General features: G+C 69.2%; 17 protein-coding genes. 4 read left to right on the forward strand and 13 right to left on the reverse strand.

What is annotated here, in order from left to right:
* Window positions 1–284 precede the first annotated feature (284 nt).
* The 3 genes from KF684_12480 (at window position 285) to KF684_12490 (ending at window position 7,759) form a co-directional block, all read left to right on the forward strand.
* Complete coding sequence (locus tag KF684_12480) at window positions 285–4,658, forward strand: S8 family serine peptidase (protein MBX3353741.1); 4,374 nt, start codon at window positions 285–287, stop codon at window positions 4,656–4,658.
* A 163-nt stretch (window positions 4,659–4,821) separates the two neighbouring features.
* A complete protein-coding gene (locus tag KF684_12485; protein ID MBX3353742.1) occupies window positions 4,822–7,344 on the forward strand; it encodes a hypothetical protein in 2,523 nt (840 codons plus the stop codon).
* Window positions 7,345–7,360: 16 nt separating this feature from the next.
* Window positions 7,361–7,759 carry a DUF2256 and DUF3253 domain-containing protein gene (locus KF684_12490; GenBank protein ID MBX3353743.1) on the forward strand — a complete coding sequence of 133 codons (399 nt, stop codon included), beginning with the start codon at window positions 7,361–7,363 and terminating at the stop codon, window positions 7,757–7,759.
* On the opposite strand, the gene mnhG is transcribed toward KF684_12490, so the two are convergent.
* From mnhG to KF684_12535, 9 genes are all read right to left on the reverse strand, one after another.
* Window positions 7,715–8,131: a monovalent cation/H(+) antiporter subunit G gene (mnhG, locus tag KF684_12495; protein ID MBX3353744.1), complete on the reverse strand. Its 417-nt coding sequence runs from the start codon at window positions 8,129–8,131 to the stop codon at window positions 7,715–7,717. The two genes, KF684_12490 and mnhG, sit on opposite strands and share 45 nt — an antisense overlap.
* Window positions 8,128–8,493, reverse strand: a complete 366-nt coding sequence (locus tag KF684_12500; GenBank protein MBX3353745.1) for a hypothetical protein — start codon at window positions 8,491–8,493, stop codon at window positions 8,128–8,130. Before KF684_12500 ends, mnhG begins: the two co-directional genes overlap by 4 nt.
* On the reverse strand, window positions 8,490–8,969 hold the full coding sequence (locus KF684_12505; GenBank protein MBX3353746.1) for a Na+/H+ antiporter subunit E: 480 nt from the start codon (window positions 8,967–8,969) through the stop codon (window positions 8,490–8,492). The genes KF684_12500 and KF684_12505 overlap by 4 nt, the downstream gene beginning before the upstream one ends.
* Window positions 8,966–10,615, reverse strand: a complete 1,650-nt coding sequence (locus KF684_12510) for a Na+/H+ antiporter subunit D (protein ID MBX3353747.1) — start codon at window positions 10,613–10,615, stop codon at window positions 8,966–8,968. The genes KF684_12505 and KF684_12510 overlap by 4 nt, the downstream gene beginning before the upstream one ends.
* Entirely contained in the window at window positions 10,612–10,959 is a 348-nt protein-coding gene (locus tag KF684_12515) for an NADH-quinone oxidoreductase subunit K (protein MBX3353748.1), read from the reverse strand. The genes KF684_12510 and KF684_12515 overlap by 4 nt, the downstream gene beginning before the upstream one ends.
* Complete coding sequence (locus tag KF684_12520) at window positions 10,956–11,396, reverse strand: Na+/H+ antiporter subunit B (GenBank protein ID MBX3353749.1); 441 nt, start codon at window positions 11,394–11,396, stop codon at window positions 10,956–10,958. The genes KF684_12515 and KF684_12520 overlap by 4 nt, the downstream gene beginning before the upstream one ends.
* The gene (locus tag KF684_12525) at window positions 11,393–13,741 is read right to left on the reverse strand and encodes a DUF4040 domain-containing protein (GenBank protein MBX3353750.1); all 2,349 of its coding nucleotides are present in this window, start codon (window positions 13,739–13,741) and stop codon (window positions 11,393–11,395) included. The genes KF684_12520 and KF684_12525 overlap by 4 nt, the downstream gene beginning before the upstream one ends.
* Window positions 13,742–13,895: 154 nt before the next feature.
* Window positions 13,896–14,363 carry a hypothetical protein gene (locus KF684_12530; protein MBX3353751.1) on the reverse strand — a complete coding sequence of 156 codons (468 nt, stop codon included), beginning with the start codon at window positions 14,361–14,363 and terminating at the stop codon, window positions 13,896–13,898.
* Window positions 14,356–15,201, reverse strand: coding sequence for a hypothetical protein (locus KF684_12535; GenBank protein ID MBX3353752.1), 846 nt, complete (start codon window positions 15,199–15,201; stop codon window positions 14,356–14,358). The genes KF684_12530 and KF684_12535 overlap by 8 nt, the downstream gene beginning before the upstream one ends.
* A gap of 90 nt (window positions 15,202–15,291) precedes the next feature.
* Here KF684_12535 and KF684_12540 point away from each other — a divergent pair, with 90 nt between their 5' ends.
* Window positions 15,292–16,641: a DUF418 domain-containing protein gene (locus tag KF684_12540; GenBank protein ID MBX3353753.1), complete on the forward strand. Its 1,350-nt coding sequence runs from the start codon at window positions 15,292–15,294 to the stop codon at window positions 16,639–16,641.
* A 1-nt stretch (window position 16,642) separates the two neighbouring features.
* Here the strand turns inward: KF684_12540 and KF684_12545 are convergent, their stop codons facing one another.
* From KF684_12545 to KF684_12560, 4 genes are read right to left on the reverse strand one after another with little or no spacing between them, the layout of a single operon-like run.
* Entirely contained in the window at window positions 16,643–17,359 is a 717-nt protein-coding gene (locus KF684_12545; GenBank protein MBX3353754.1) for an N-formylglutamate amidohydrolase, read from the reverse strand.
* Window positions 17,356–18,606: a hypothetical protein gene (locus tag KF684_12550; GenBank protein MBX3353755.1), complete on the reverse strand. Its 1,251-nt coding sequence runs from the start codon at window positions 18,604–18,606 to the stop codon at window positions 17,356–17,358. Before KF684_12550 ends, KF684_12545 begins: the two co-directional genes overlap by 4 nt.
* 22 nt (window positions 18,607–18,628) lie before the next feature.
* Entirely contained in the window at window positions 18,629–20,119 is a 1,491-nt protein-coding gene (locus KF684_12555; GenBank protein ID MBX3353756.1) for a RimK family protein, read from the reverse strand.
* Window positions 20,116–20,919 carry a hypothetical protein gene (locus KF684_12560; GenBank protein MBX3353757.1) on the reverse strand — a complete coding sequence of 268 codons (804 nt, stop codon included), beginning with the start codon at window positions 20,917–20,919 and terminating at the stop codon, window positions 20,116–20,118. The genes KF684_12555 and KF684_12560 overlap by 4 nt, the downstream gene beginning before the upstream one ends.
* Window positions 20,920–20,983: the final 64 nt, after the last annotated feature.

The following is a 20,983-nucleotide window of genomic DNA, read 5'->3' on the forward strand; positions in this document are numbered from 1 at the left end:
CCGCCCTGGGAATTCCCCAAACTGGGCCTTCCGCCGCCGAGGAGTGTGCTGTATCTTCGAAGGCGTGAAGGCGGAAACCGACCGCGTGTGCGCGACCCCCTAACCCGTTCGTGAAGCCAAGGGCCCGTAGCCCTCTTGTTCTCTGCGCGCCGTTCGCTTCCTGACCCCTCGACGACGGGCCGACGCCCCTCGCTCGTGATTGTCGTTTACTCCGACCGGGGTGCGCATTGGCGTGCGCACTCCGGGACCACCTCTCGTTCGCTGTTGCCCGCAGGAGTTCGTTCATGTCCCAGAACCCGGATTCACCCAACGCTCGACACGGTTCGTCGTGGCGCTCGCGCACTCTCGCGGCCGCGCTGCTCGCGTGCGCCGGCGCCGCGTCGACCGTTTCCGCTCAGGTGCAGTGGAAGGCCGCCGTCGACGACACCTTCAAGGTCATGTCGCGCGCCGAGCTCGCTTCCAACGCCGCCGACATCGCGCGCAAGGCCGACTCGACCCGCGTCGTCGTCTCGTTCGACCGCCCCCTCCTCGACAGCGAGAAGGACGCGCTGCGCGCCGCGGGCCTCCGCCTCCACACCTTCGTGGGCGCCAACTCCTGGATCGGCACGCTCGAGGGCGGCGCCAACGCCAACGCGATCGCGTCGCGCCCGGCTCTGGTCAACATCCGCGAGATGAGCCCCGCCTGGAAACTCCACTCGACGCTCGCGCAGGGCACGCCCCCCGAGTGGACGATCCTCGACCACATCGCCGCCGCCGAGCCCGCCGAACTGGCCGACCCGGCCGACGGCAAGCGCGACCACCTCGTCGCCGCCTATGTCGCCTTCCACGCCGACATCGACATCCACGACGCCGGCGCCGCGGTCCTCAACGCCGAGGGCGTCGAGATCCGCTCGTTCGTCAAGCCCATCAACACCGTCGTCGTCCACGCGCACCTCTCGCAGATCCGCGAACTCGCGCAGCGCGACGAGGTCATGTGGATCGAACCCGCCGAGCCCACCTGGACCCCACTCAACAACTCCAACCGCGAGCGCACCCAGGTCAACGCCGTCAACGCCGCCCCGTACGGGCTCACCGGCGCCGGCGTCAACGTCATGGTCTACGACGGCGGACGCATCCGGAACACGCACCAGACCTTCCGCGGCGACGGCGCGTCCCGCGCCATCCTGGGCGTCAACGACAACTCCAGCACCTCCGACCACGCCACCCACGTCGCCGGCACCGTCGCCGGACGCGGCGACCTGAGCGGCAACCACCGCGGCATGGCGCCCGACGCGCTCATCACCTCCTTCGGCTTCCAGGTGCCCGGCGGCCTCCAGGCCGGCTTCCTCTACACCGACCCGGGCGACCTCGTCCAGGACTACACCGCCGCCATCCAGGTCCACGGCGCCCACCTCTCCAACAACTCCATCGGCTCCAATACCGCCCCCAACGGCTTCCCCTGCGACTGGGAAGGCGACTACGGCCTCACCTCCGCCCTCATCGACGAGATCGCGCGCGGCTCCCTCGGGCGCAACATGATCATGATCTGGGCCGCAGGCAACGAGCGACAGGGCACCGCGCGCTGCGGCTCCACCTATCGCACCACCGCGCCCCCAGGAAACGCCAAGAACCACATCACCGTCGGCGCGCTCAACTCCAACGACGACTCGGTCACCGGCTTCACCTCGTGGGGCCCCGATGACTCCGGACGCATGCGCCCCGACATCTCGGCCCCCGGCTGCCAGAACGGCGTCGACCCCTGGGGCAACCCCAGCGACAACGGCGTCACCTCCTCGGGCTCCAGCGCCGACACAACCTTCAACACCAAGTGCGGCACCTCGATGGCCGCCCCCACCGTCGCCGGCGCCGTCGCACTCATCCTGCAGGACTGGCGCCTCAACTTCTCGGGCGAGCCCGACCCCGATCCCTCGATGGTCAAGGTCCTCCTCGCGCACAACGCGCAGGATGTCGCCCAGCCCGGCCCCGACAACCAGACCGGCTACGGCTCCATCCGCGTGAAGGACACCATCGACTTCATGCGCGAGGGCAACATCGCCAGCGAGTCCGTCTCGCAGGGCGGCTCCTACTCCGTCCTTGTCTTCGTCGAGCCCGGCTCGCCCGAGTTCAAGGCCACCCTCGCGTGGGACGACGCGCCCGGCGCCGCCGTCGCGCTCCCCATGCTCGTCAACGACCTCGACCTCGTCGTCATCGACCCCAACGGCAACCGCCAGTACCCCTGGACCCTCGACTTCGCCAACCCCGGCGCCAACGCCGTCCGCAACCAGCCCAACACCAAGGACAACATCGAGCAGGTCTTCGTTGCCAACCCCACGCCCGGCGTGTGGCAGGTGAACATCGTCGGCACGAACGTGCCCGTCGGACCCCAGACCTTCTCCCTCGCCGCCAGCCCGCTGCTCATCAACTGCTCGACCGCCGGCCTCGCGTCGCTCAACAGCGCCGTCTACCAGTGCGGCGCCGAGCTCTCGCTGCGCGTCTCCGACTGCGACCTCAACATGGACGACGGCGTCAACGAGACCGTCATCGTCCACGTCACCAGCACCTCCGACCCCATCGGCGAGATGGTCGTCCTCACCGAGACCGGCCCCCTCACCGCTGACTTCCGCGCCATGCTCCCCACGAGCAGCGTCAAGTCCCCCGGCGTCCTGCGCACCCTCGACGGCGACACCATCACCCTCACCTACATCGACGCCGACGACGGCTTCGGCGGGACCAATGTCACCGTCACCGCCACCGCCACCGTCGACTGCGCCCCGCCCGTCATCTCCAACGTCGCGGTCGCTTCAACAGGGCCCTTCGGCGCGACCATCACCTTCGAGACCTCCGAGCCCGCCGTCGTCACGATGAGCTACGGCACGGCCTGCGGCGGCAGCACCACCGCCGCCAGCCCGCGCAACACCACGCACTCCGTCTCACTCTCCGGACTCACCGACGGAACCGCCTACTTCTTCTCGCTCGCCGCGACCGATGACGCCGGCAACGCCTCCACCAACAACAACGAAGGCGCGTGCTTCTCCTTCAGCACCACCGACATCCCCTCCTACTTCGCGCAGCAGTTCACCACGGCGCTCGGGCTCTCCGATCTCCAGAACCTCCGTCTCGCCTTCGAGCCCTCGCCCGGCAACATCGATTTCTACACCGGCTGCGCCGAAGAGATCTCCTCCTTCGACACGAATCCAGAAGGCGGAACCCCGCTCGCGCTGCTCACCTCCAACTCCATCCAGGTCACCCTCGCCGACAACGCCAAGGTCCGCCTCTACGGCGTCGAGTACTCCTCGTTCTGGGTCAACGCCGCTGGCAACATCACCTTCAACGGGCCCGACAGCACCACCGTCGAGACCTTCGCCATCCACTTCAACCAGCCGCGCATCTCGCCCTTCTTCGACGGGCTCAACTCCGGCGCCGGCCAGGTCTCGTGGAAGCAGTTCTCCGACCGCGCCGCCGTCACCTGGATCAACATCCAGGACAACTTCTCCCCCGCAGGGCCGATGACCTTCCAGGTCGTCATGTTCTTCGACGGGCGCATCGAGCTCAACTACCTCACCAACAACGGGCGTGACGGCATCGCCGGCCTCTCACCGGGCGGCGGCACGCCGGTCGGCTTCGCCGCGATCGATCTCTCCGCGATGAGCGACTGCGGCCCGCGCCCGCCATTCGCCGGCAACACCGCGTTCTCCACGCCCGCCAACACCGAGGTCGTCGTCCAGCTCCCCGTCAACGACGACGGGCTCCCCGGCGACGGGCTCTCCTACTTCGTCCAGTCGCTCCCGGCCAACGGGCGCCTCTTCGACTCCGCCAACGGGCTCATCACCGCCGTCCCCTACCAGCTCACCACCGACACCCTCACCTACCGCCCCAACTTCAACTACCTCGGCAACGACTCCTTCACCTACATGGCCGACGACGGCGGCACGCCCCCCGAGGGCGGCCCCTCCAACCTCGCAACCATCTCGTTCACCGTGGGCGGGCCCACCCCCGTCTACGAGTTCAACTTCGACACCGATCCGGGTTGGACCACCCAGGGCCAGTGGGCCTTCGGCCAGCCCACCGGACAGGGCTCGCGAGGGCGCGACCCCACCTCCGGATACACCGGCCAGTTCGTCTACGGCTACAACCTCAACGGCGACTACACCAACAGCATGCCCGCCTACAACCTCACCTCCACCGCGCTCGATTGCTCCAACTACTCCGGCGTCTCCGTCTCGTTCTGGCGCTGGCTCGGCGTCGAGTCCTCCACCTACGACAAGGCACGCTTCGAGGTCTCCAACAACGGCACGACCTGGAACATCCTCTGGGCAAACCCCACCACCTCCCTCAACGAGACCGCGTGGACCCAGCACACCTACGACATCTCCTCCATCGCTGACGGCCAGAGCACCGTCTACCTCCGCTGGGTCATGGGCACCACCGACACCAGCGTCATCTACCACGGCTGGAACATCGACGACGTCGTCGTCTCGGCGATCGTCCCCCTGCCCAGCTGCACCGGCGACGCCAACGGCGACGGGGTCGTCAACTTCGCCGACCTCAACGTCGTCCTCTCCAACTTCGGCGCCACCGGCTTCGGCGTCCCCGGCGACCTCAACAACGACGACGTCGTCAACTTCGCCGACCTCAACGTCGTCCTCTCCAACTTCGGCGTCGGCTGCAACGACCGCTGATCCGCTGACCACGCTCCGATAATCCACCAAACACCCAGGATGCCCGGCCCGCAAGGCCGGGCATTTTCCTTTCATTCCCCGGGTACCCCCTTGCTCTCCCGGCCGGGCACGGCATGATGGTGATGCGTCCGGACGACGCACGAAGCCACCGGAGAGAGTTCGCATGCGTCACACCGCTCGCGCGGCCTTTGTTCTCACCTGCCTCGCGCTCGCGACCGCCGCCGTCTCGCCGCCAGCCACCGGCGCAGTCGAGACCACATCCGATCAGGCCGTCGTTCGCCTTCCGGCGCCCCCCGCGATCGCCGCCGGATCCTTCACGCTCTTCGCATGGCTGCATCGCGACCCCGACGACGGGCCCGCCACGCGCTCAATCCTCGATGTGCCCGGCGCCTTCTCGCTCGCCGTCTCGCCCGATGGCGATGTCCTCGCCACGCTGTCCCGAGCCAGCGGCTCGCCGCTGCAGATCGCGCTCGTCGCACCCGACGCCCTCCCGCGAGGCGAGTGGGCGCTCGTCACACTCACGCTCGACAGCAACGGCGTCGCGTTCCTGTCCGTCGAATCGGACACACGCGGTTTCGTCCAGAACACCAGCGCTCCCTCCGGGCCCTTCGCCGCCGGCCCCGCGACGGGCGACTTCACGCTCGGCGCGACCGGCGCGACGCCCTCGATGCGAGGCGTCTTCGGCCTCGTCGCCGTGCGCAACCACTCGGTCACCACCGGCGACGCGCGCGCCGTGTTCGCCAGCCGCGACCACTTCGCGCCGTACAACCTCGACACCTCGCTCCACGCCGGGAATATGAACGGCATCGACGGCGTGCGCTGGATGATCAACCACGCCATCACCGCCCAGCCCCACGACGGCGCAGGAGCGACCGCTTCGCAGTCGCAGCGCGCCGCCGAGGTCGACAAGCCCGCTCGCGCGACCGACTTCCATGTCTTCTCACGAGACACCTCCATCCAGCCCACATCCCTCCGTGTCGTGAGACTCGTCAACGCCTGCGAGGGCATGCTGTACCGCTCGCCCTTCGAACAGCCCGTCCAGTCCGCCGGCTTCTTTCTCCGCACGCTCCCCTCGGTCACCGCCGCGTTCCCCGACAGCGACGAAGTGCACGGGGTGTCCCCGGCGCTCCGAATCCTCGCAGAGCACAGGCCGCCCGCCCAGCCGACACGCGTCTTCGTCAGCGGCAACAGCCGCGGCGTGCGACTGTGGGACATCCTCGGTGGCGTCGGCAACTTCGGTCACGGCTATGTCGAAGCCCTGCGCGAGCACGCATCGGGGATCGCGTTCCGCCCGGCCTTCCTGATCCGCGACTCGCCCACCTTCGCGATCCGATCAACCGGCTCCGACGGGTACCGGTTCTCCGGCTCCGTCGGGTCGGCGCACACCTCCAACTTTTCCCGCTTCTTCACCGCGAGCGTCTACAGCACCGGACTCGGACCCGGTGGCGGCGTGCTCCTCAACAGCACCAACCCCGGCACCCGATATTCCCTCCGATCGGGCCACGAGCCCGGCTCACGCTTCACCGACGACGCCCCGATCACGCTCGTCGCGTTCGTCCTCGCGTACCCGGGTTCCTCCGACGCGAGCTTCTCGTACGACACCGGCAGCAGCCAGTCCGCCCCCGGCGCGCAGGAGTTTCTCGCCACGGTGCCGCTCGACACCGCGCGGACGCAGACTCCCGCCGTCGTCGTGCAGCGCATCAACAACGGGGAAATCGTGTTCGCGGGCAACCTCGGCGCAGGCCCCGCCCCGGCGCTCGTCGGCGACGCGTTCTTCTTCCCGACCACCAGCTCGGGATACACGATCTCGGTCGCCAGCGCGATCGACTACGACCAGCCAAGCGACACGACCCGCGTCACCTTCGAACACCCCTTCGACCGCGCGCCCGACGCCGGGTCGCAGGCGCTGTACGGCCCCTACGAGATCCGACGCTTCGAGCACCACGCCCCGCCCGCCGCATCGCCCGACGCGTCGTGGCGCGGGCTCGAGGTGCGCCCGTCAGGCGTGCGAGGGCCGGTGGCCCTCTTTGGCTACGAGGCGTATCGCACCGATGTCCCGGGCTATATCTTCGCGTCGGTCGGCTGGGGCGGCAACGGCTACGGCGCCCAGGTCTCGCAGTGCTTCTCGGGCGCGGTCCCGCAATGGATGTCGCTCGCGGCCCCTGACATCTGGCTCATGCACCTCGCGACGCAGAACTCGACCCTCGAGTCGATGGCCGAGTTCACCGCGATGCTGCGCTCGGCGCACCCGGATGTCCAGATCGCGTGGATCGGCGACATCGTGCACGACACGGGCACGCTCGAGAACTGGCACCGCTATGTGCTCGAGAACGCACGCGCGAACGCCGTGCCGGGCGTCACGCTTCTCCGTCGCGACGACATGGGCTCGATGCCAGACCAGTATGTCGACGGCTTCAGGATCGACGGCACGCACTTCACGCAGCGAGGCAACACCAGGATCGCCCTCGCCGCCCTCGACATGCTCCGCGCCGCCGCCCGCTGGCCCGGCGACGCGAACAACGACGGGATCGTCAGCTTCGCCGACATCAACGCCGTGCTCTCCAACTTCGGCGCCGCCGGCCCTGCCGACGGATCGCTCCCCGGCGATGTCACCCTCGACGGCGAGGTCAACTTCGCCGACATCAACGCCGTGCTCTCCAACTTCGGCACATCCGCGCACGACTGAGCCGCGAACCCCGGGCATGCCCCGTCGCGACGCCCTCCCGACCAAGCCCTGCGCGCACTGCGGACGCGTCATCACCTGGCGCAAGAAATGGGAGCGCGACTGGGAGAGCGTCAGGCACTGCTCAGACGCCTGCAGACGCGCCTCGCGCTCCGAGGCGTCCGGAGAAGCCCGCGAGTCGCTCGAACGCGCCGTGCTCGAGCTGCTCCGCTCGCGCCCGCGCGACGCCAGCGCCTGCCCCTCGGAGATCGCGCGACTGGCCGCCGGCCCCGACGATTGGCGCACGATGATGGAGCCGGTCCGCCGGGCAGCGCGCCGCCTCGTCGCCGAGGGACTCGTGGAGATCACCCAGGGCGGGCGCGTCGTCGACGCGTCACGCGCGCGAGGGCCGATCCGGATCCGCCTCGCCCGCCGGTGACGCGCCCGGCGCAGCGTCGCCCGCCGCGTCCTTCGTCCTGGCGTTGTGCGCGTCGAGGTCTTCGCGGATCGTGCGCTCCCAGAGCGGCATGTTCGCCGCGAAGCCGGCCCGGGCGATCAGGTGCGACGCGACCGGCGCCGTCAGGAAGAAGAACGCGACGATCAGCAGCGCGTGCACCGCGACCGCCAGACTCTGGAAGTGGATCGCCACGCCGATCACGATGCAGGCCACCCCGAGCGTGCCCGCCTTGGTGGCCGCCTGCATGCGCATGTACGCGTCGGGCATGCGCAGCACGCCGATGCCTGCGAGCATGCTGAAGCCCACGCCCAGCAGCACGAGACCCACGACCAGTCCGCCCTGGATGCCGGTCATGAGTCGTGGCTCCACACGCCGCGCACGCGCCGGTCGAGGTACAACGCGAACGCCACCGTGCCCAGGAAGAGCACGAGCGCCATCACGATCCCAACCGACAGCAGCGCCGGGATGTCGCTCAGCACCGCGAAGGCGCAGATCATCGCGACCGCGAAGTTGCCCATCAGGTCGAGCGCCACGACGCGGTCCGGCAGCGAGGGCCCGGCCATGAGCCGGATCATCGCGCAGATCAGACCAACGCTCAGCGCCGCGCCCGCCAGCGTGAAGAGGATCTTCACGCTCGGCGAGAGCCGCGACGCAGCCTCGACCGCCTCCATCGGCACGACCGCGCCCTCGCCAACCATCGTCGCCAGCAGCATCATCGCGTCACCTCCAGAAGGCGTCTGAGGAACCCGTCGTGGATCTCGCGGCGCACCGCGTCGGGGTTCGGGGCGTGCATGCAGTGCACGAGCATCGCGCGCCGGTCCGGAGACACGTCGAGACTCAGCGTCCCCGGGGTCAGCGTGATCACGTTCGACAGCACGGTGATCTCGGCGTCGGTCATCCCCTCCTCCAGCGGCAGGATGATCAGCGCCGGGGACAGTCGCTTCAGCGGCGAGATCGTCCACCACGCCACCAGCACGTTCGCCCTCGCCAGCTCGTAGAACAGGTAGAAAATGAACCCGAGCACGCCGAACACGCGCTTCGAATAGCTGTCCCGCTTGTCGATCGGAGACGCGATCAGCAGCACGAAGAACCCGATCACGAAGCCCACGCCCACGTTCGCCGGCGTGAACGGACCGATCGTCGACGCCCACAGCAGCGCCAGCAGCAGGTTCATCAACAGACGCTGGATCATGGCTCGTCACCCCCGTCGACGCCCCGGACAACGCCCACGGGCTCGGCGCCCGGCAGCTTTGTCGTCGTGCGCCCGAGCACAGCGTCGCGGTACGCACTCGTGTCGAGGAGCTGGATCGCGGAGCGCTCGGCGAGCGTGTACACACTGCCAGCGCCGGCGCCGATCGCCAGCGTGATCAGCGCCATCCCCACGATCGACGCGTACATCAGGGCCATGCGCCGGCGCGTCGGGCGCTCGCGGCTGCGCGTCGCGCCCTCTTCGTGCGGGTCCGCCTTCCAGAACGCCTCCGCCCAGATCTTCGTCATCGAGAACAGCGTCAGCAGACTGACGCCCAGCGAGACCGCGACCAGCCACCACTGGCGCGCCTCGAGCCCGCCTCGCACCAGCGTGAACTTCGCCCAGAACCCCGACAGCGCCGGGATGCCCGCCAGCGACAGCGCCGACACGAGGAACCACACGCCCAGCCACGGGCGCTCGCGGTAGAGCCCGCCGATGCGCGCCAGCTCGCCCGTGCCCTTGACCTTCTGGATCACGCCGGCGACGAAGAACAGGTTCGTCTTCACGATGATGTGGTGCAGGATGTAGAACACCGAGCCGGTGAGCGACACGACCGCGGCAGTGCGCATCGCCGCGACCGCCGCCTCGGGGGCGCCGGCCTCCGCCAGGCGCGTCGCCTCGGCGCTGGCGACCAGCGCCACGCCAAGCCCCATGAGCATGTAGCCGATCTGGCTGATGATGTGGAACGAGAGGATCCGGCGCACCTCGTGCTGCACCGCCGCCCCGAGCACGCCGGTCGCCATCGTCAGCCCGGCCAGCCACATCAGCAGCTCGCCCGTGAACGACGGCTCCTGCACGAACACCAGCGTGAAGGCGCGGATGATCGCGTAGACGCCCACCTTCGTCAGCAGCCCGGCGAACAGCGCCGAAACCGCCGGGGGGGGCGTGTGATAGCTCGCCGGCAGCCAGAAGAAGAACGGGAAGATCGCCGCCTTGATGCCGAACGCCACCAGGAACAGCATCGAGAACGCCGTGATGAGCCGGGGGTTCTCCGCTTCCGCCAGCGTCTCGGCCAGGTCGGCGAGGTTCAGCGTCCCGGCGACTCCGTACAGCAGCCCCGTCGCCGCCAGGAAGATCGTCGACGAGAGCAGGTTCAGCGTGACGTACTTGATCGCGCCCTCGAGCTGCCCCCGCCCGCCCCCGAGCGTCAGGAGCACGAACGAGGACATCAGCAGCACCTCGAACCACACATAGATGTTGAACAGGTCCGCGCTCAGGAACGCGCCCGCGACGCCGGCCAGCAACGCCTGCACCAGCGCGTGATAGCCGTACTTCTCGAGCCGCTCGTCGATCGAGCCCAGCGAGTACACCACCGTCGCCAGGCCCACGATCGCGCCCAGCGACACCATGATCGCCGAGAGGATGTCGGCCACCAGCGAGATCCCGAAGGGCGGGCCCCACCCCCCGACCCGCGTGACCAGCACCCCGCCCTCACGCACGCTCCACAGCAGCATCAGGCAGCACACCAGCGACGCGACCGAACAGGTCAACGCGATCACGCGCTGCACGCGCACCGCCTTCCACGCGACCGTGCACAGCACGGCGCCCAGCAGCGGGATCACGATGGGGCTCACCAGCAGCGCGTTCATCGGTCGGTGGTCCTCAGCGAGTCCAGGTCGTCCGTGCGTGCCTCGTCGAAGGTCCGGCGCAGCAGCACGATCGTGTACGACACGATCGCGAAGCTGATCACAATCGCCGTCAGGATGAGCGCGAGGGGCAGCGGGTCGGTGTAGGGCGACTCGGGCTGGGTCTCCCCCACGCGCGTGAGGGGCGAGCCGCCCGGGATGATCCGCGACGACCCGAAGATCAGCAGGTTCGCGGCGTGCCCGACGAGCACGAGCCCGATCACCAGCTTCATCGCGCTGCGCCGGAGCATCATGTAGATGCCCGCCGCGAACAGCGCGCCGACCGCGATCGCGAGGAGTGGTGTCATCCCGCCGCCTCCTCTTCGAGCGTGAGAACCATCAGCAGCGTCACGCCCAGCACCGTGAAATAGACGCCCAGATCAAAGAACAGGGGCGTCCCGAGCTTGATCTCGCCGATCCCGGGGGCCTCGAACGACACCCACATGCCCTGCATGAACGCCATGGACAGGCCGGTGAACGCCCCGTACACCAGCGAGTACAACCCGCTCACCGTCGCCAGCAGCAGGCCGAGCCCGATCAGCAGGATCGGGTCGATGCGCAGCAGCTTGCGCGTCGTGGCCGCGTCGTACGCCATCGAGTACAGCGCGAACGCCGACGCCGCCATCAGACCACCCACGAACCCGCCCCCGGGCAGGTTGTGCCCGTTGAGCGTCACCACCACCGAGAACAGCAGCAGCAGCGGGAAGATCAGACGCGTCGCGGTCATGAGGATGATGGAGTTCACGCCGACCCCTCCCCCGGCTGGCGCAGGCGCATGAGCGTGTACACGCCAACCGCCGCCAGCCCGAGCACCGTGATCTCACCCAGCGTGTCGAGCGCGCGGAAGTCGACCAGGATCACGTTCACCACGTTGCGACCGTAGCCCTCGGTGTACGCCCGCTCCACGATCATGTCGGAGACCGGGCGGGTGGGCGTCAGCTCGGACGCGATGAGCATCAGAACCGCCATGATCCCGCCGAACGCCGTCGAGACCGCCAGGTCGAACGACTTATGGCGCCTCGACGAGAGAGACGCGAACCGGGGCAGGTGATAGATCACGAGCACGAAGATGATGACGGTCAGGGTGTCGACCGCGAACTGGGTCATCGCGACATCGGGCGCGCCGTACAGCACGAAGATGATCGCCACGCCGTAGCCGATCGCCCCCAGCGCCGCGACCGCCGCCAGGCGCGACACCAGCATCGCGCACAGCGCCGCGCCGCCCAGCAGCACCAGCAGCAGCGCCCACTCGACGCCGGCCACGTCGGGCCGGATCGTCTCGGGCGCGATGCTCACGTCGCTCCGCCAGATCGCGTAGACCGTCAGGGCGATGAGCGTCCCCACGACGGTCTTGATGTACACGCTCAGCGAGCCGTTCTGCAGCACGCGCGTCTGGAACCTGCCGAAGCCGAGCACGCCCTCGTAGATCCAGTGATACAGCTGCGCAGGCCCCACGCGCTCGAGCACATGCGCCGGCGCGGTCGCACGCCGCCACGGGGCCCTCGCGAAATACAGACCCGTGCCCGCCACCAGCGCGCCCAGGCTGATCGCCAGCGCCGCCCCGGGCGCCAGCATGTGGCCCAGGTCCAGGTGCACGGACTTCCACGCGTCGACCTCGAAGCCCAGCACCGCCCCCGCCGCCGCCCGGGTCATCGGCTCGGCGAACAGCCACGGCGCCAGCGCCGCGACGATGCCCAGCGACGCCAGCGAGAGCGGGCCCAGCAGCATGCGCCAGCCGTTCTCGTGCGCGTGGGCCGCGTGGTCGCGCGCCGCGTCGTCCTGCGCCGGGGCGAAGAACGCGCGGTACCCGGCCATCCACGCCGCGACCACGAAGAAAACCCCCGCCGCCGACGCGCTGATCACCACGTACCACTTCCACGCAGGCGCGTGCAGACTCGTCTTGAGCAGCAGCTCTTTCCCGGCGAACCCGAGCGTCAGGGGCAGCCCGGCCATCGACAGCGCCGCGATCGCGCCCGCCGCCGCCGTGAAGGGCATCTTCTTCGCCAGACCGCCGGCCTTCTCGATGTCCTTGAGGTGCGCCCCGTGGTCCACGCACCCGGCGACGAGGAACAGCGCGCCCTTGAACATCGCGTGCGCGAGCAGGTACGCGCACGCCGCGGCGGCGCCCTCCTCGCCCCCCAGGCCGATCAGCATCAGCATCCCGCCCAGCGAGCTGACCGTGGTGTACGCCAGCACCTTCTTGAAATACGTCTCGCGCGTCGAGAGGTACGCCGCGAACACCAGCGTGAAACCGCCCAGCAGCGTCAGGGCGTCGTTCCAGAACGACACCGCGTCGAACGCCGGGGTCATCCGCGCCGCCAGATACACCCCCGCCTTCACCATCGTCGACGAGTGCAGGTACGCGCTCACCGGCGTGGGCGCCTCCATCGCGCCGGGCAGCCAGAAATGGAACGGGAACGACGCGCTCTTCGTGAGCACGCCCATCAGGATCAGCGCCGTCGTCCAGCCCGTGATCGCCCCGCCCGAAGCCCACGCGTCGCGGTTCGCCAGGATCTCCGACACGCTCCACGAGCCGGCCTGCACCGCGAGCAGGATCAGACCAGCCAGCAGCGCCAGCCCGCCCAGGCCCGTCACCAGCAGCGCCTGCAGCGCGGACTTCCGCGCCTTCTCCCGATCGTGATCGAACCCGATGAGCAGGTACGAGGTGATGCTCGTCAGCTCCCAGAAGATAAACAACAGGACGATGTTGTCCGCCAGCACCAGCCCCAGCATCGCCGCCATGAAGCCGATCAGCGTCGCGTAGAACCGCCCGATCTCGCGATGCCCCTTCAGGTACTCGCTCGCGTAGAGCAGCACCAGCGCTCCCACGCCCAGCACCAGCATGCTGAACAACAGGGAGAGGCCGTCCAGACGCGCCGCCAGCGTCGCGTTCAGCCCCTGCACCCAGACGAGCGACTCGCTCACCGGCTCGCCGGCGAGAACCCCGGGCGCCGCCGCGACCGCCATCCACGCCGCGAGCGCCGCCGGAACCGACGCGAACACATAGCCGCTGCGCTCCCCGATCGCGCGATGGATCGTCGGCGCCAGCACCGCGAGCACTCCCAGGATCCCGATCGATGCCAACAGCATGGTCGTCCTGCAATACTCCTCTTCACGCGACCGGCATGGGGCGACAGCCGCGGCGGGACCGCGCATCCTCTGCGCGGCCTCGCCGAGCGACTCTCTCATGCGTCGGCGTGGTCGATAGGGTAGGCATTCCCGCCCGTCCGTGGGACCGGCGCGCTCACCGATCGGCGAAGTCCCCCCGGACAAGCCCGGCGCCGCGCGCGCGGTCCGCCCCTTCGAACACCGACCTCTCCACCCTCGACCAGTACCGCGAGAACCGCTTCAGGTCGGGAACGCGCGACCCCGGCCCCACCAACCCCTCGTCCTCGACCACCTCCACCACGAACTCCCGGCGCAGCGCCTCGATCTGCCGCGCGATCCGCGGCGAGGGGCACGCCGTCGTCACGATCACCCCGGCCCCGGCCTCTCGCGCGAACGAGGAGACCGCCTCCACCACCCTCCCCCTCCGGATCGTCACAGGAAGCTCCAGCGCGCACTCGTAGAGGAACACCAGCCGCTTCAGACTCAGCCCCTCCGATTCGATCCACTCCTCGTCGAACACGAACACCCCGGGCCAGCCCGGACGCAGCGCCGGCGAGGTCGCCCGCATCGCGTAGTCGTGCACCCATGCCACGCGTTCAGCCACGCCGATCCCTCCCCTCCACGCTCACGCCGAAAAGCCGACGCTCCAGCGCCTCGTACGGCGCGTCGAAGGGGCACTCCCCGGCGCTGGCGCAGGCGGCGCAGTGCACGCCCCCGGTGAAGCGCTCCAGGTTGTCCCGATTGAAGATGTAGGGCTTGTGGCTGAACGTGCTCGCCACCCACTGCCACGACAGGTTGTTGCTCGCGACGTCCGCGTCGAGCAGATGCGCCAGGAAGAAGGACGCCCCGGCGCTCCAGTGCACGGCGCGCCAGTGCACGAGGTACGAGGCGAACCACATCCGCGCGTGGTTGTGCATGCTCCCCGTCTCGACGAGCCCGCGCACGAACGCGTCTATGCACGCCAGCCCGGTGCTGCCACGCGCGACCTCCTCGGGCATCGCCCGCGAGTACGACCCGGCCTCGCGCCCCGTCTTCCACGCCTCGAGATCGCGCCAGACCCCTTCGCCGATCTCGCCGTAGACGCGCTGGTAATAGTCACGCCACGCCAGTTCCTGCACGAGCTTCTGGGCGTCCTCGTCGCGATCGACGATGGCAACCGCCGCGTCTCGACACTCGGCGAGCGTCACGCACCCGTGACGAAGGTGCGCCGAGAGGCCCGTGACGGCGCCGTCGAGGAAGTTCCGGGTCCGGGCGTACTCCCGCGGCTCCATGGCGCGCACCCGGCAGAGCGCCTCGGCCCGCCCGCCCCGCGTCTCCGACGCCCCTTCGCCGCCCGCCCCGGGGAACGCGCTCCGAACGAACGCGACGAGTTCCTCCCTGCTCGCGAACTCGCGAGGCAGGTCGGCCGCGTCTTTGTCGATGTGGTCTGGAAGGCGCGACATCGGCCCACGCTTTCGCCCAACCACGCGAAGCGGACGCACCCGTATGCGGGTACTGTCTCCGCCGGACGAATGAGGACACAGGAGGACCGAATGACGACCGCCCCCAGCGCGATGGACACCCCGCCCCCGCCCCCGCCCCCGGCGCCCCCGGCGTCCCCCGCGTCTGCGCGCGCCACGCCGGCGCTGGGCTCCGATCGCATCTCCTCCATCGACACGCTGCGCGGCTTCGCGCTGCTGGGCATCCTGCCCATGAACATCCCGTTCTTCGCCTACTACACCTTCGTCTTCTTCAACCCGGCGCTGCAGGGGGGCTTCGAGGGCGCAAACCTGGCCGCCTGGCTCTTCGGGCATGTCTTCTTCGAGTTCAAGATGATGACCATCTTCTCCGCCCTCTTCGGCGCAGGGATCATCGTCTTCACCACCCGCGCCGAGCAGCGCACCGGGAAGTCCGCCGGCCTCTTCTACCGCCGCCTCGGGTGGCTCCTCTTCTTCGGCCTCATCCATGCCTACCTCATCTGGGAAGGCGACATCCTCGTCTCGTACGCGATCTGCGGCATGGTCGCGTTCCTCTTCCGCAAACTCTCCGTCAAGTGGCTCCTGGTCATCGCCGGCGCACTCCTGATGGTCGCGCCCATGATCAACGTGGTCTTCGGCACGTTCATGGAGCTGATGCGCAGCGCGGCGCAGGCCGTCGAAGCCGGAACCGCCGAGGAATGGCAGAACGGCTTCGCCGACGCGTGGCCCGAGATGCAGAAGGGCTTCGTCGCCACCGAAGAAGTCCTCGCAGAGCAGCGCGCCGCGTTCACCGGGGGATACCTGGATCTCCTGCCCCAGCGCGCGTCGCAGGCCGCGATGTTCCAGTTTTTCATGATCCCCCTGTGGGGCATCTGGCGCGTCACCGCGGTGATGCTGCTGGGCATGGTCGCCCTCAAGACGGGCGTCTTCAGCAACCTGCGCTCGGCCGCCTTCTATCGCAAGATGCTCGTGGTCGGCTACGGCCTGGGCCTGCCCCTCGCCGGCGTCAGCGGCTGGCTCCACGCCGCCAAGGGCTTCGACATCGTCCGCTGGTACATGCTCGACAGCCATTTCAACTACTTCGGCTCGCTCCTTGTCGCGTCCGGGCATGTCGCGCTGGTCATGCTGATCATCCGCGCCGGCGCGCTGCGATGGCTCACCGCACGACTGGCCGCCGTCGGGCAGATGGCGTTCTCGAACTACATCGCGCACTCGGTGATCTGCTCGCTCGTCTTCTACGGCTACGGTCTCGGCATGTGGGGCGAGGTGAGCCGCGTCGGGCTGTGGGGCATCGTGCTGCTGATCTGGACCGCGCAGCTCGTCTGGAGCCCCATCTGGCTCGCGCGCTTCCGCTTCGGCCCGCTCGAGTGGATGTGGCGCTCGCTCACCTACTGGAAGCGCCAGCCGATGCTCCGCGCCGCATGAGTCAGCCCAGCCCGATCGCCGCACGCAGCGACCGCGCGATCGCGCCGCCCACGCGTTCCTGCCCCGGCCTGGACCCGATCAGGTCGTTGCGCACCTCGATCTCGACGCCCAGGTACCGGTCCGCCGGGAACACCCGGCGCAGCGCGGTCGTGTGCCCATCGCTCGTGCCCCGATAGGGCTGGTTCATCTTCACGCGCCACGGGTCGACGCCGGCGTCGGCGCGCGCCAGCTCGCGCCTCCACCGATCGCAGAAGGCCTTCTCTCCTGCGCGCGCCGGGTCGAACAGAAGCCCGATCTCCAGCTCGCGCGTCCTGCCCTCGAGCACCGGGGTGAACGAGTGGACCGACAGGTGCAGCACCGCCCCCTCGCGCGCCCGGCGCTCGATGTGATCCTTCACCGCGACGCGCCAGGGCGTGTAGTAGCGCGCGATGAGGTCGGCGCGCGTCGAATCGTCGAGCGCCGCCGTCGTCGCCGAGAACAGCGAGGGCGAATCGATCGACCGGTTCAGTTCGATCACGAGGCGCGAGACCTCGCCCACGAAGAGCGGGGCGCTCAGTGCCGCCGCGACGCGTTCGCTCACCGCGAGCGCGCCGGGGTCCCAGCCTCGATGGCTCTTCAGCAGCGCGCCCTGCCCCCGGAACGCGCGGCGGAGCCGCTCGGGCACGCGCCGGGTCGCGTGCTCGCAGGTGACGACGAGGTGAACCGCGCCGGGCGTCACGCGCCGAACATCCTGCCGTCGCGCAGGCACTCGCTGAGCTCGCGCCACACCCGATCGATCTCTGTGCGCCCCGGGTTCTCGCCCGTCGCGCGCAGGATTCTCCGGGCCAGCGGGCCCCGCTCGAAGATCGTGCGCAGCGGCGCCTCCCACACCGAGCCGGCCTCCACCACGCGCGCCGCGATGTCGCGCCAGATGTCGCCCGCGAGATGGCGACCCTCCGACATCCCCATCGCGCGAAGATACGCGCCGTCGTCGACGACCGCGCGCTCCGCGTCGCGCACTCCGCTGAGGAACACCCCGTGCAACGGGTCGACCTCGATCGCGCGCTGGTCCGCGCCCGACGACCAGCGCTCCTCCGCCAGCGCGCGGACCGTCTGCGTGATCAGGTGCACAATCGCGCAGTCCGCCAGCGGGCATTCCTGGACATCCACGACGCGGATCTCGATCGATCCCCGGTCGAACCGCGCGATCGCGCCGCGCGCGTTCAGCCACTCGTGCTGCAGCGTCCCCTCCGGATCGAGCGGGGCGATCTGGTCGTACAGCGAGCGCAGCAGACCGTTCTCGTAGGCGTCGCGCGTGAACACGCGCTCGGGGATCACCCTCGCGCACACCAGCGGCACGCGCTTCGAGTTGTTCCTGTATACCTCGAGCCGGTTGTCGAGCAGCCCCGTCGCTCGCCCGTCCATCACGGGCGAGCTCGCCGCCAGCGCAGGGATCAGGGGCAGCACCAGCCGGATCGCCGCGTGCAGACGCCCGAACTCGTCGTCGTCGCGGAAGGGCAGGTTGAGGTGCGCGCTCTGCAGGTTGGCCCAGCCGTGCCCGGTGCAGCCGAAGATGCGGTCGAACGCCGCGTACACCTTCCCGTACGCGTGCGGCCAGAGCCTCATCTCGGCGTGCGGGTCCATCCACGGGTGCATCGCGCCGGGCATGAGCATCGCGCCGTGCTGGGCCAGCAGCCCGTTCGCGACGCCGACCTGTCGCTGGAAGTCGGCGCACGCCCGCGCCAGATCGCCGGTCGGCTCGGTGGTCTTCATCTCGAGCACGTGCAGGACGAGCTCGTTGGACCACGAGACCGGCGCGTCCTCGCCGTCGGGATACGCGTCGCCCGAGTCATTCCCCGACACGGCGCGCAGGACCCGATCGGCGATCGGCTTCACCCCGAGCGTGTCGCGATCGACGATCATGTACTCGAGCTCGACGCCGAGTTTCTCGAAGAGTCCGATCTCGAATGGATACGGCAGGCCCAAGGCGGGCTCCTTTGCGAGCGTGTCAGTGCGTGCGCGACCGGCGCGCCTCGAGTCGCTTGGTGAAGTGCGAGATGACGCGCCGGTACAGGTCGTCCCCCAGCACGCGGTCCTCGTAGCCGTGGTCGATGTTGGGGTTGTCGTTGATCTCGATCACCATGGGGCGGCCGCGGACCTCTTTGATGTCCACGCCGTAGAGCCCCTCGCCGATGGCGCGGGCGGCCTTCACGCCCAGCTGCACCACCGCTTCGGGCGCGTCGGCGACGGGGAAGGTCTCGACCGCGCCCTCGAGGGCCGCGCCGCCGCCGTCGTCGTGCTTGATGATCTGCCAGTGCGCGCGCGCCATGTGGTACTTGCACACGTACAGCGGCTCGCCGTCGAGCACGCCCACGCGCCAGTCGTAGGGCGTCGGCACGAACTCCTGCGCCAGCAGCAGCTCGGACTGCTCGAAGAGCTGCTCGATGGCCTTCTCGAACGCCTCGCGCGTCTCGAACTTCTTCACGCCCGTGCTGAACGAGCCGTCGGGCTCTTTCACCACGCACGGGAAGCCGATCCGCTCGGCGACGAGCGAGGCGTTCTGCTCGCCGAAGATGACCGTCTTGGGCGCGCGCAGGCGGTGCCGGTCGACCAGTTCGGCGAGGAACACCTTGTTCGTGCATCGCACGATGCTGTCGGGGTCGTCGATGACCACCAGCCCCTCCGCCGCCGCCCGGCGCGCGAAGCGGTAGGTGTAGTGGTTCACCCCCGTCGTGACGCGGATGAACAGCGCGTCGAACTCAGCGACGCGCCCGAAGTCCTCGCGCTCGATCAGCTCGACGCTGAAGCCCTGCTCCTCGGCCGCCTCCACGAACTTCTCGATCGCCTTCGCGTCGCTGGGGGGCAGCTTCTCGTCCGGCTCGACGAGGATCGCCAGGTCGTACTTGCTCGGCTTGGGCGAGGGCGCCCGGCGCGGGTTCGCGAAGTAGCGCTGCGCCTGCTCGGCCGCGAACGGACGGTGGTTCTCGGGGATGTCCGACAGCGCGATGACGCGCAGCGACTCCAGCTCCCACTGGTCCGCCTCGTGGCGACGGAAGGTCCCGCGCAGGAAGGGCGCAGGGAACTGGTTGAACAGCGCGGTCGCCAGCCGGTCGTACCGCTTCGCCATGTTGCGACCGAAATAGATGCTCAGGTCGAAGTGGTCGGACTTGATGCCCTTGAACGCCTCCTGCAGCAGTTTGTCGGCGTCCTGCGACGCGATGCGGATGATCGGCTGCATCCGCAGGTCCTGGATCGTCTTGATCGAGGGCAGCGGCCTGTGCCCGCGCGCCTGCGCCAGCAGCGAAACGTAGTACCCGAGCGTCTGGTACTTGTAGGAGCGGCAGAGGTTGTACACCTTCGCGCGGCGCATCGCGCTGAAGCGGCTGTGCGTCACGTAGTCCTGCGCCGACACGACCTCGACGCCGCCACCGGACACCGCCCCGGCGGGGAGCTCCAGCGGGAACTTCTTCGGGTTGTCGAGCACGATGAGCGAGATCATGCCGTCTTGCCCCTGCGCTTCTTCTCGGCGCGCCGACGCGACGACGCCTTCTTCTCTCGCCGGCGCGGCTCTCCCGGCATTCCCTGCGGCTCGATGATCAGCAGGTTCGCGTCGTAGGTCAGCACCCCGAGCATGATCGCGCCCACCAGACGCTCGAGCGGGACCGAATACCGGTGCTCGCCGTAGCCCGGGTTGCCCTGGAGCGGATCGGCGACCTCGACGGCGCGCGACTTGGTGTCCAGCCCGCACAGCACGACGAAGTGCCCCATCGGCGCGCCGCCGATATCGTCGTACACGCTCGTCCCGTTCTCGTCGCGCTCGCGCGCGCAGTGATACAGGTAGGTCGAGCTGAGTCCGGTCAGGATCGGCACGCGCCGCTTGAGGTGCTTGCGGATCAGCCCCGGCGTCAGGTCCTGGAAGCGCACGCGCCCGCCCAGACCAAGGAACTCGATGTACGCCTCGGTCGCGATGCGCAGCTTGGGCTCGCCCCGGGCGACCGCCTGCGCCTCGAGCCGGCCCGGCAGCCGGGCGAGACACTCCGCCTCTTCGCCGTCGAACCAGGTCGGGTCGAAGACGGTCAGGTTGTAGGTATAGATCGTCGCGCGATAGCCCCGGCGCAGCGCGTGGCAGGCCAGCATGACCGCGAGGGTGCCCCCGTCCTCGAGCCGCGTGATCTCGCCGATGACCTGGTCGAGGGGCAGCTCGTCGTCGAAGTAGGAATACACCGCCTGCAGGCAGGTGGGCCCGCAGGTCGTGTCGTCCGGCTGCGCCAGGATCTGGAGGTTGAGTCGGGTCTTCACGGGCGGCGGCGGTTTCGCGAGAGTTTCCGGGTCGAACGAGACGAAGAATATATCGGTCCGCCCA

It is taken from the genome of Phycisphaeraceae bacterium (genome assembly GCA_019636675.1).
Classification (GTDB): domain Bacteria; phylum Planctomycetota; class Phycisphaerae; order Phycisphaerales; family UBA1924; genus JAHBXC01.

What these genes read in the sequence shown, in the direction of transcription:
- KF684_12515 (MBX3353748.1), bottom strand. Translation starts at nt 10,959, where the DNA reads ATGACACCACTCCTCGCGATCGCGGTCGGCGCGCTGTTCGCGGCGGGC.
- KF684_12555 (MBX3353756.1), bottom strand. Translation starts at nt 20,119, where the DNA reads ATGATCTCGCTCATCGTGCTCGACAACCCGAAGAAGTTCCCGCTGGAG.
- KF684_12480 (MBX3353741.1), top strand. Translation starts at nt 285, where the DNA reads ATGTCCCAGAACCCGGATTCACCCAACGCTCGACACGGTTCGTCGTGG.
- KF684_12485 (MBX3353742.1), top strand. Translation starts at nt 4,822, where the DNA reads ATGCGTCACACCGCTCGCGCGGCCTTTGTTCTCACCTGCCTCGCGCTC.
- KF684_12535 (MBX3353752.1), bottom strand. Translation starts at nt 15,201, where the DNA reads ATGTCGCGCCTTCCAGACCACATCGACAAAGACGCGGCCGACCTGCCT.
- KF684_12525 (MBX3353750.1), bottom strand. Translation starts at nt 13,741, where the DNA reads ATGCTGTTGGCATCGATCGGGATCCTGGGAGTGCTCGCGGTGCTGGCG.
- KF684_12510 (MBX3353747.1), bottom strand. Translation starts at nt 10,615, where the DNA reads ATGAACGCGCTGCTGGTGAGCCCCATCGTGATCCCGCTGCTGGGCGCC.
- mnhG (MBX3353744.1), bottom strand. Translation starts at nt 8,131, where the DNA reads ATGACCGGCATCCAGGGCGGACTGGTCGTGGGTCTCGTGCTGCTGGGC.
- KF684_12540 (MBX3353753.1), top strand. Translation starts at nt 15,292, where the DNA reads ATGACGACCGCCCCCAGCGCGATGGACACCCCGCCCCCGCCCCCGCCC.
- KF684_12505 (MBX3353746.1), bottom strand. Translation starts at nt 8,969, where the DNA reads ATGATCCAGCGTCTGTTGATGAACCTGCTGCTGGCGCTGCTGTGGGCG.
- KF684_12490 (MBX3353743.1), top strand. Translation starts at nt 7,361, where the DNA reads ATGCCCCGTCGCGACGCCCTCCCGACCAAGCCCTGCGCGCACTGCGGA.
- KF684_12500 (MBX3353745.1), bottom strand. Translation starts at nt 8,493, where the DNA reads ATGATGCTGCTGGCGACGATGGTTGGCGAGGGCGCGGTCGTGCCGATG.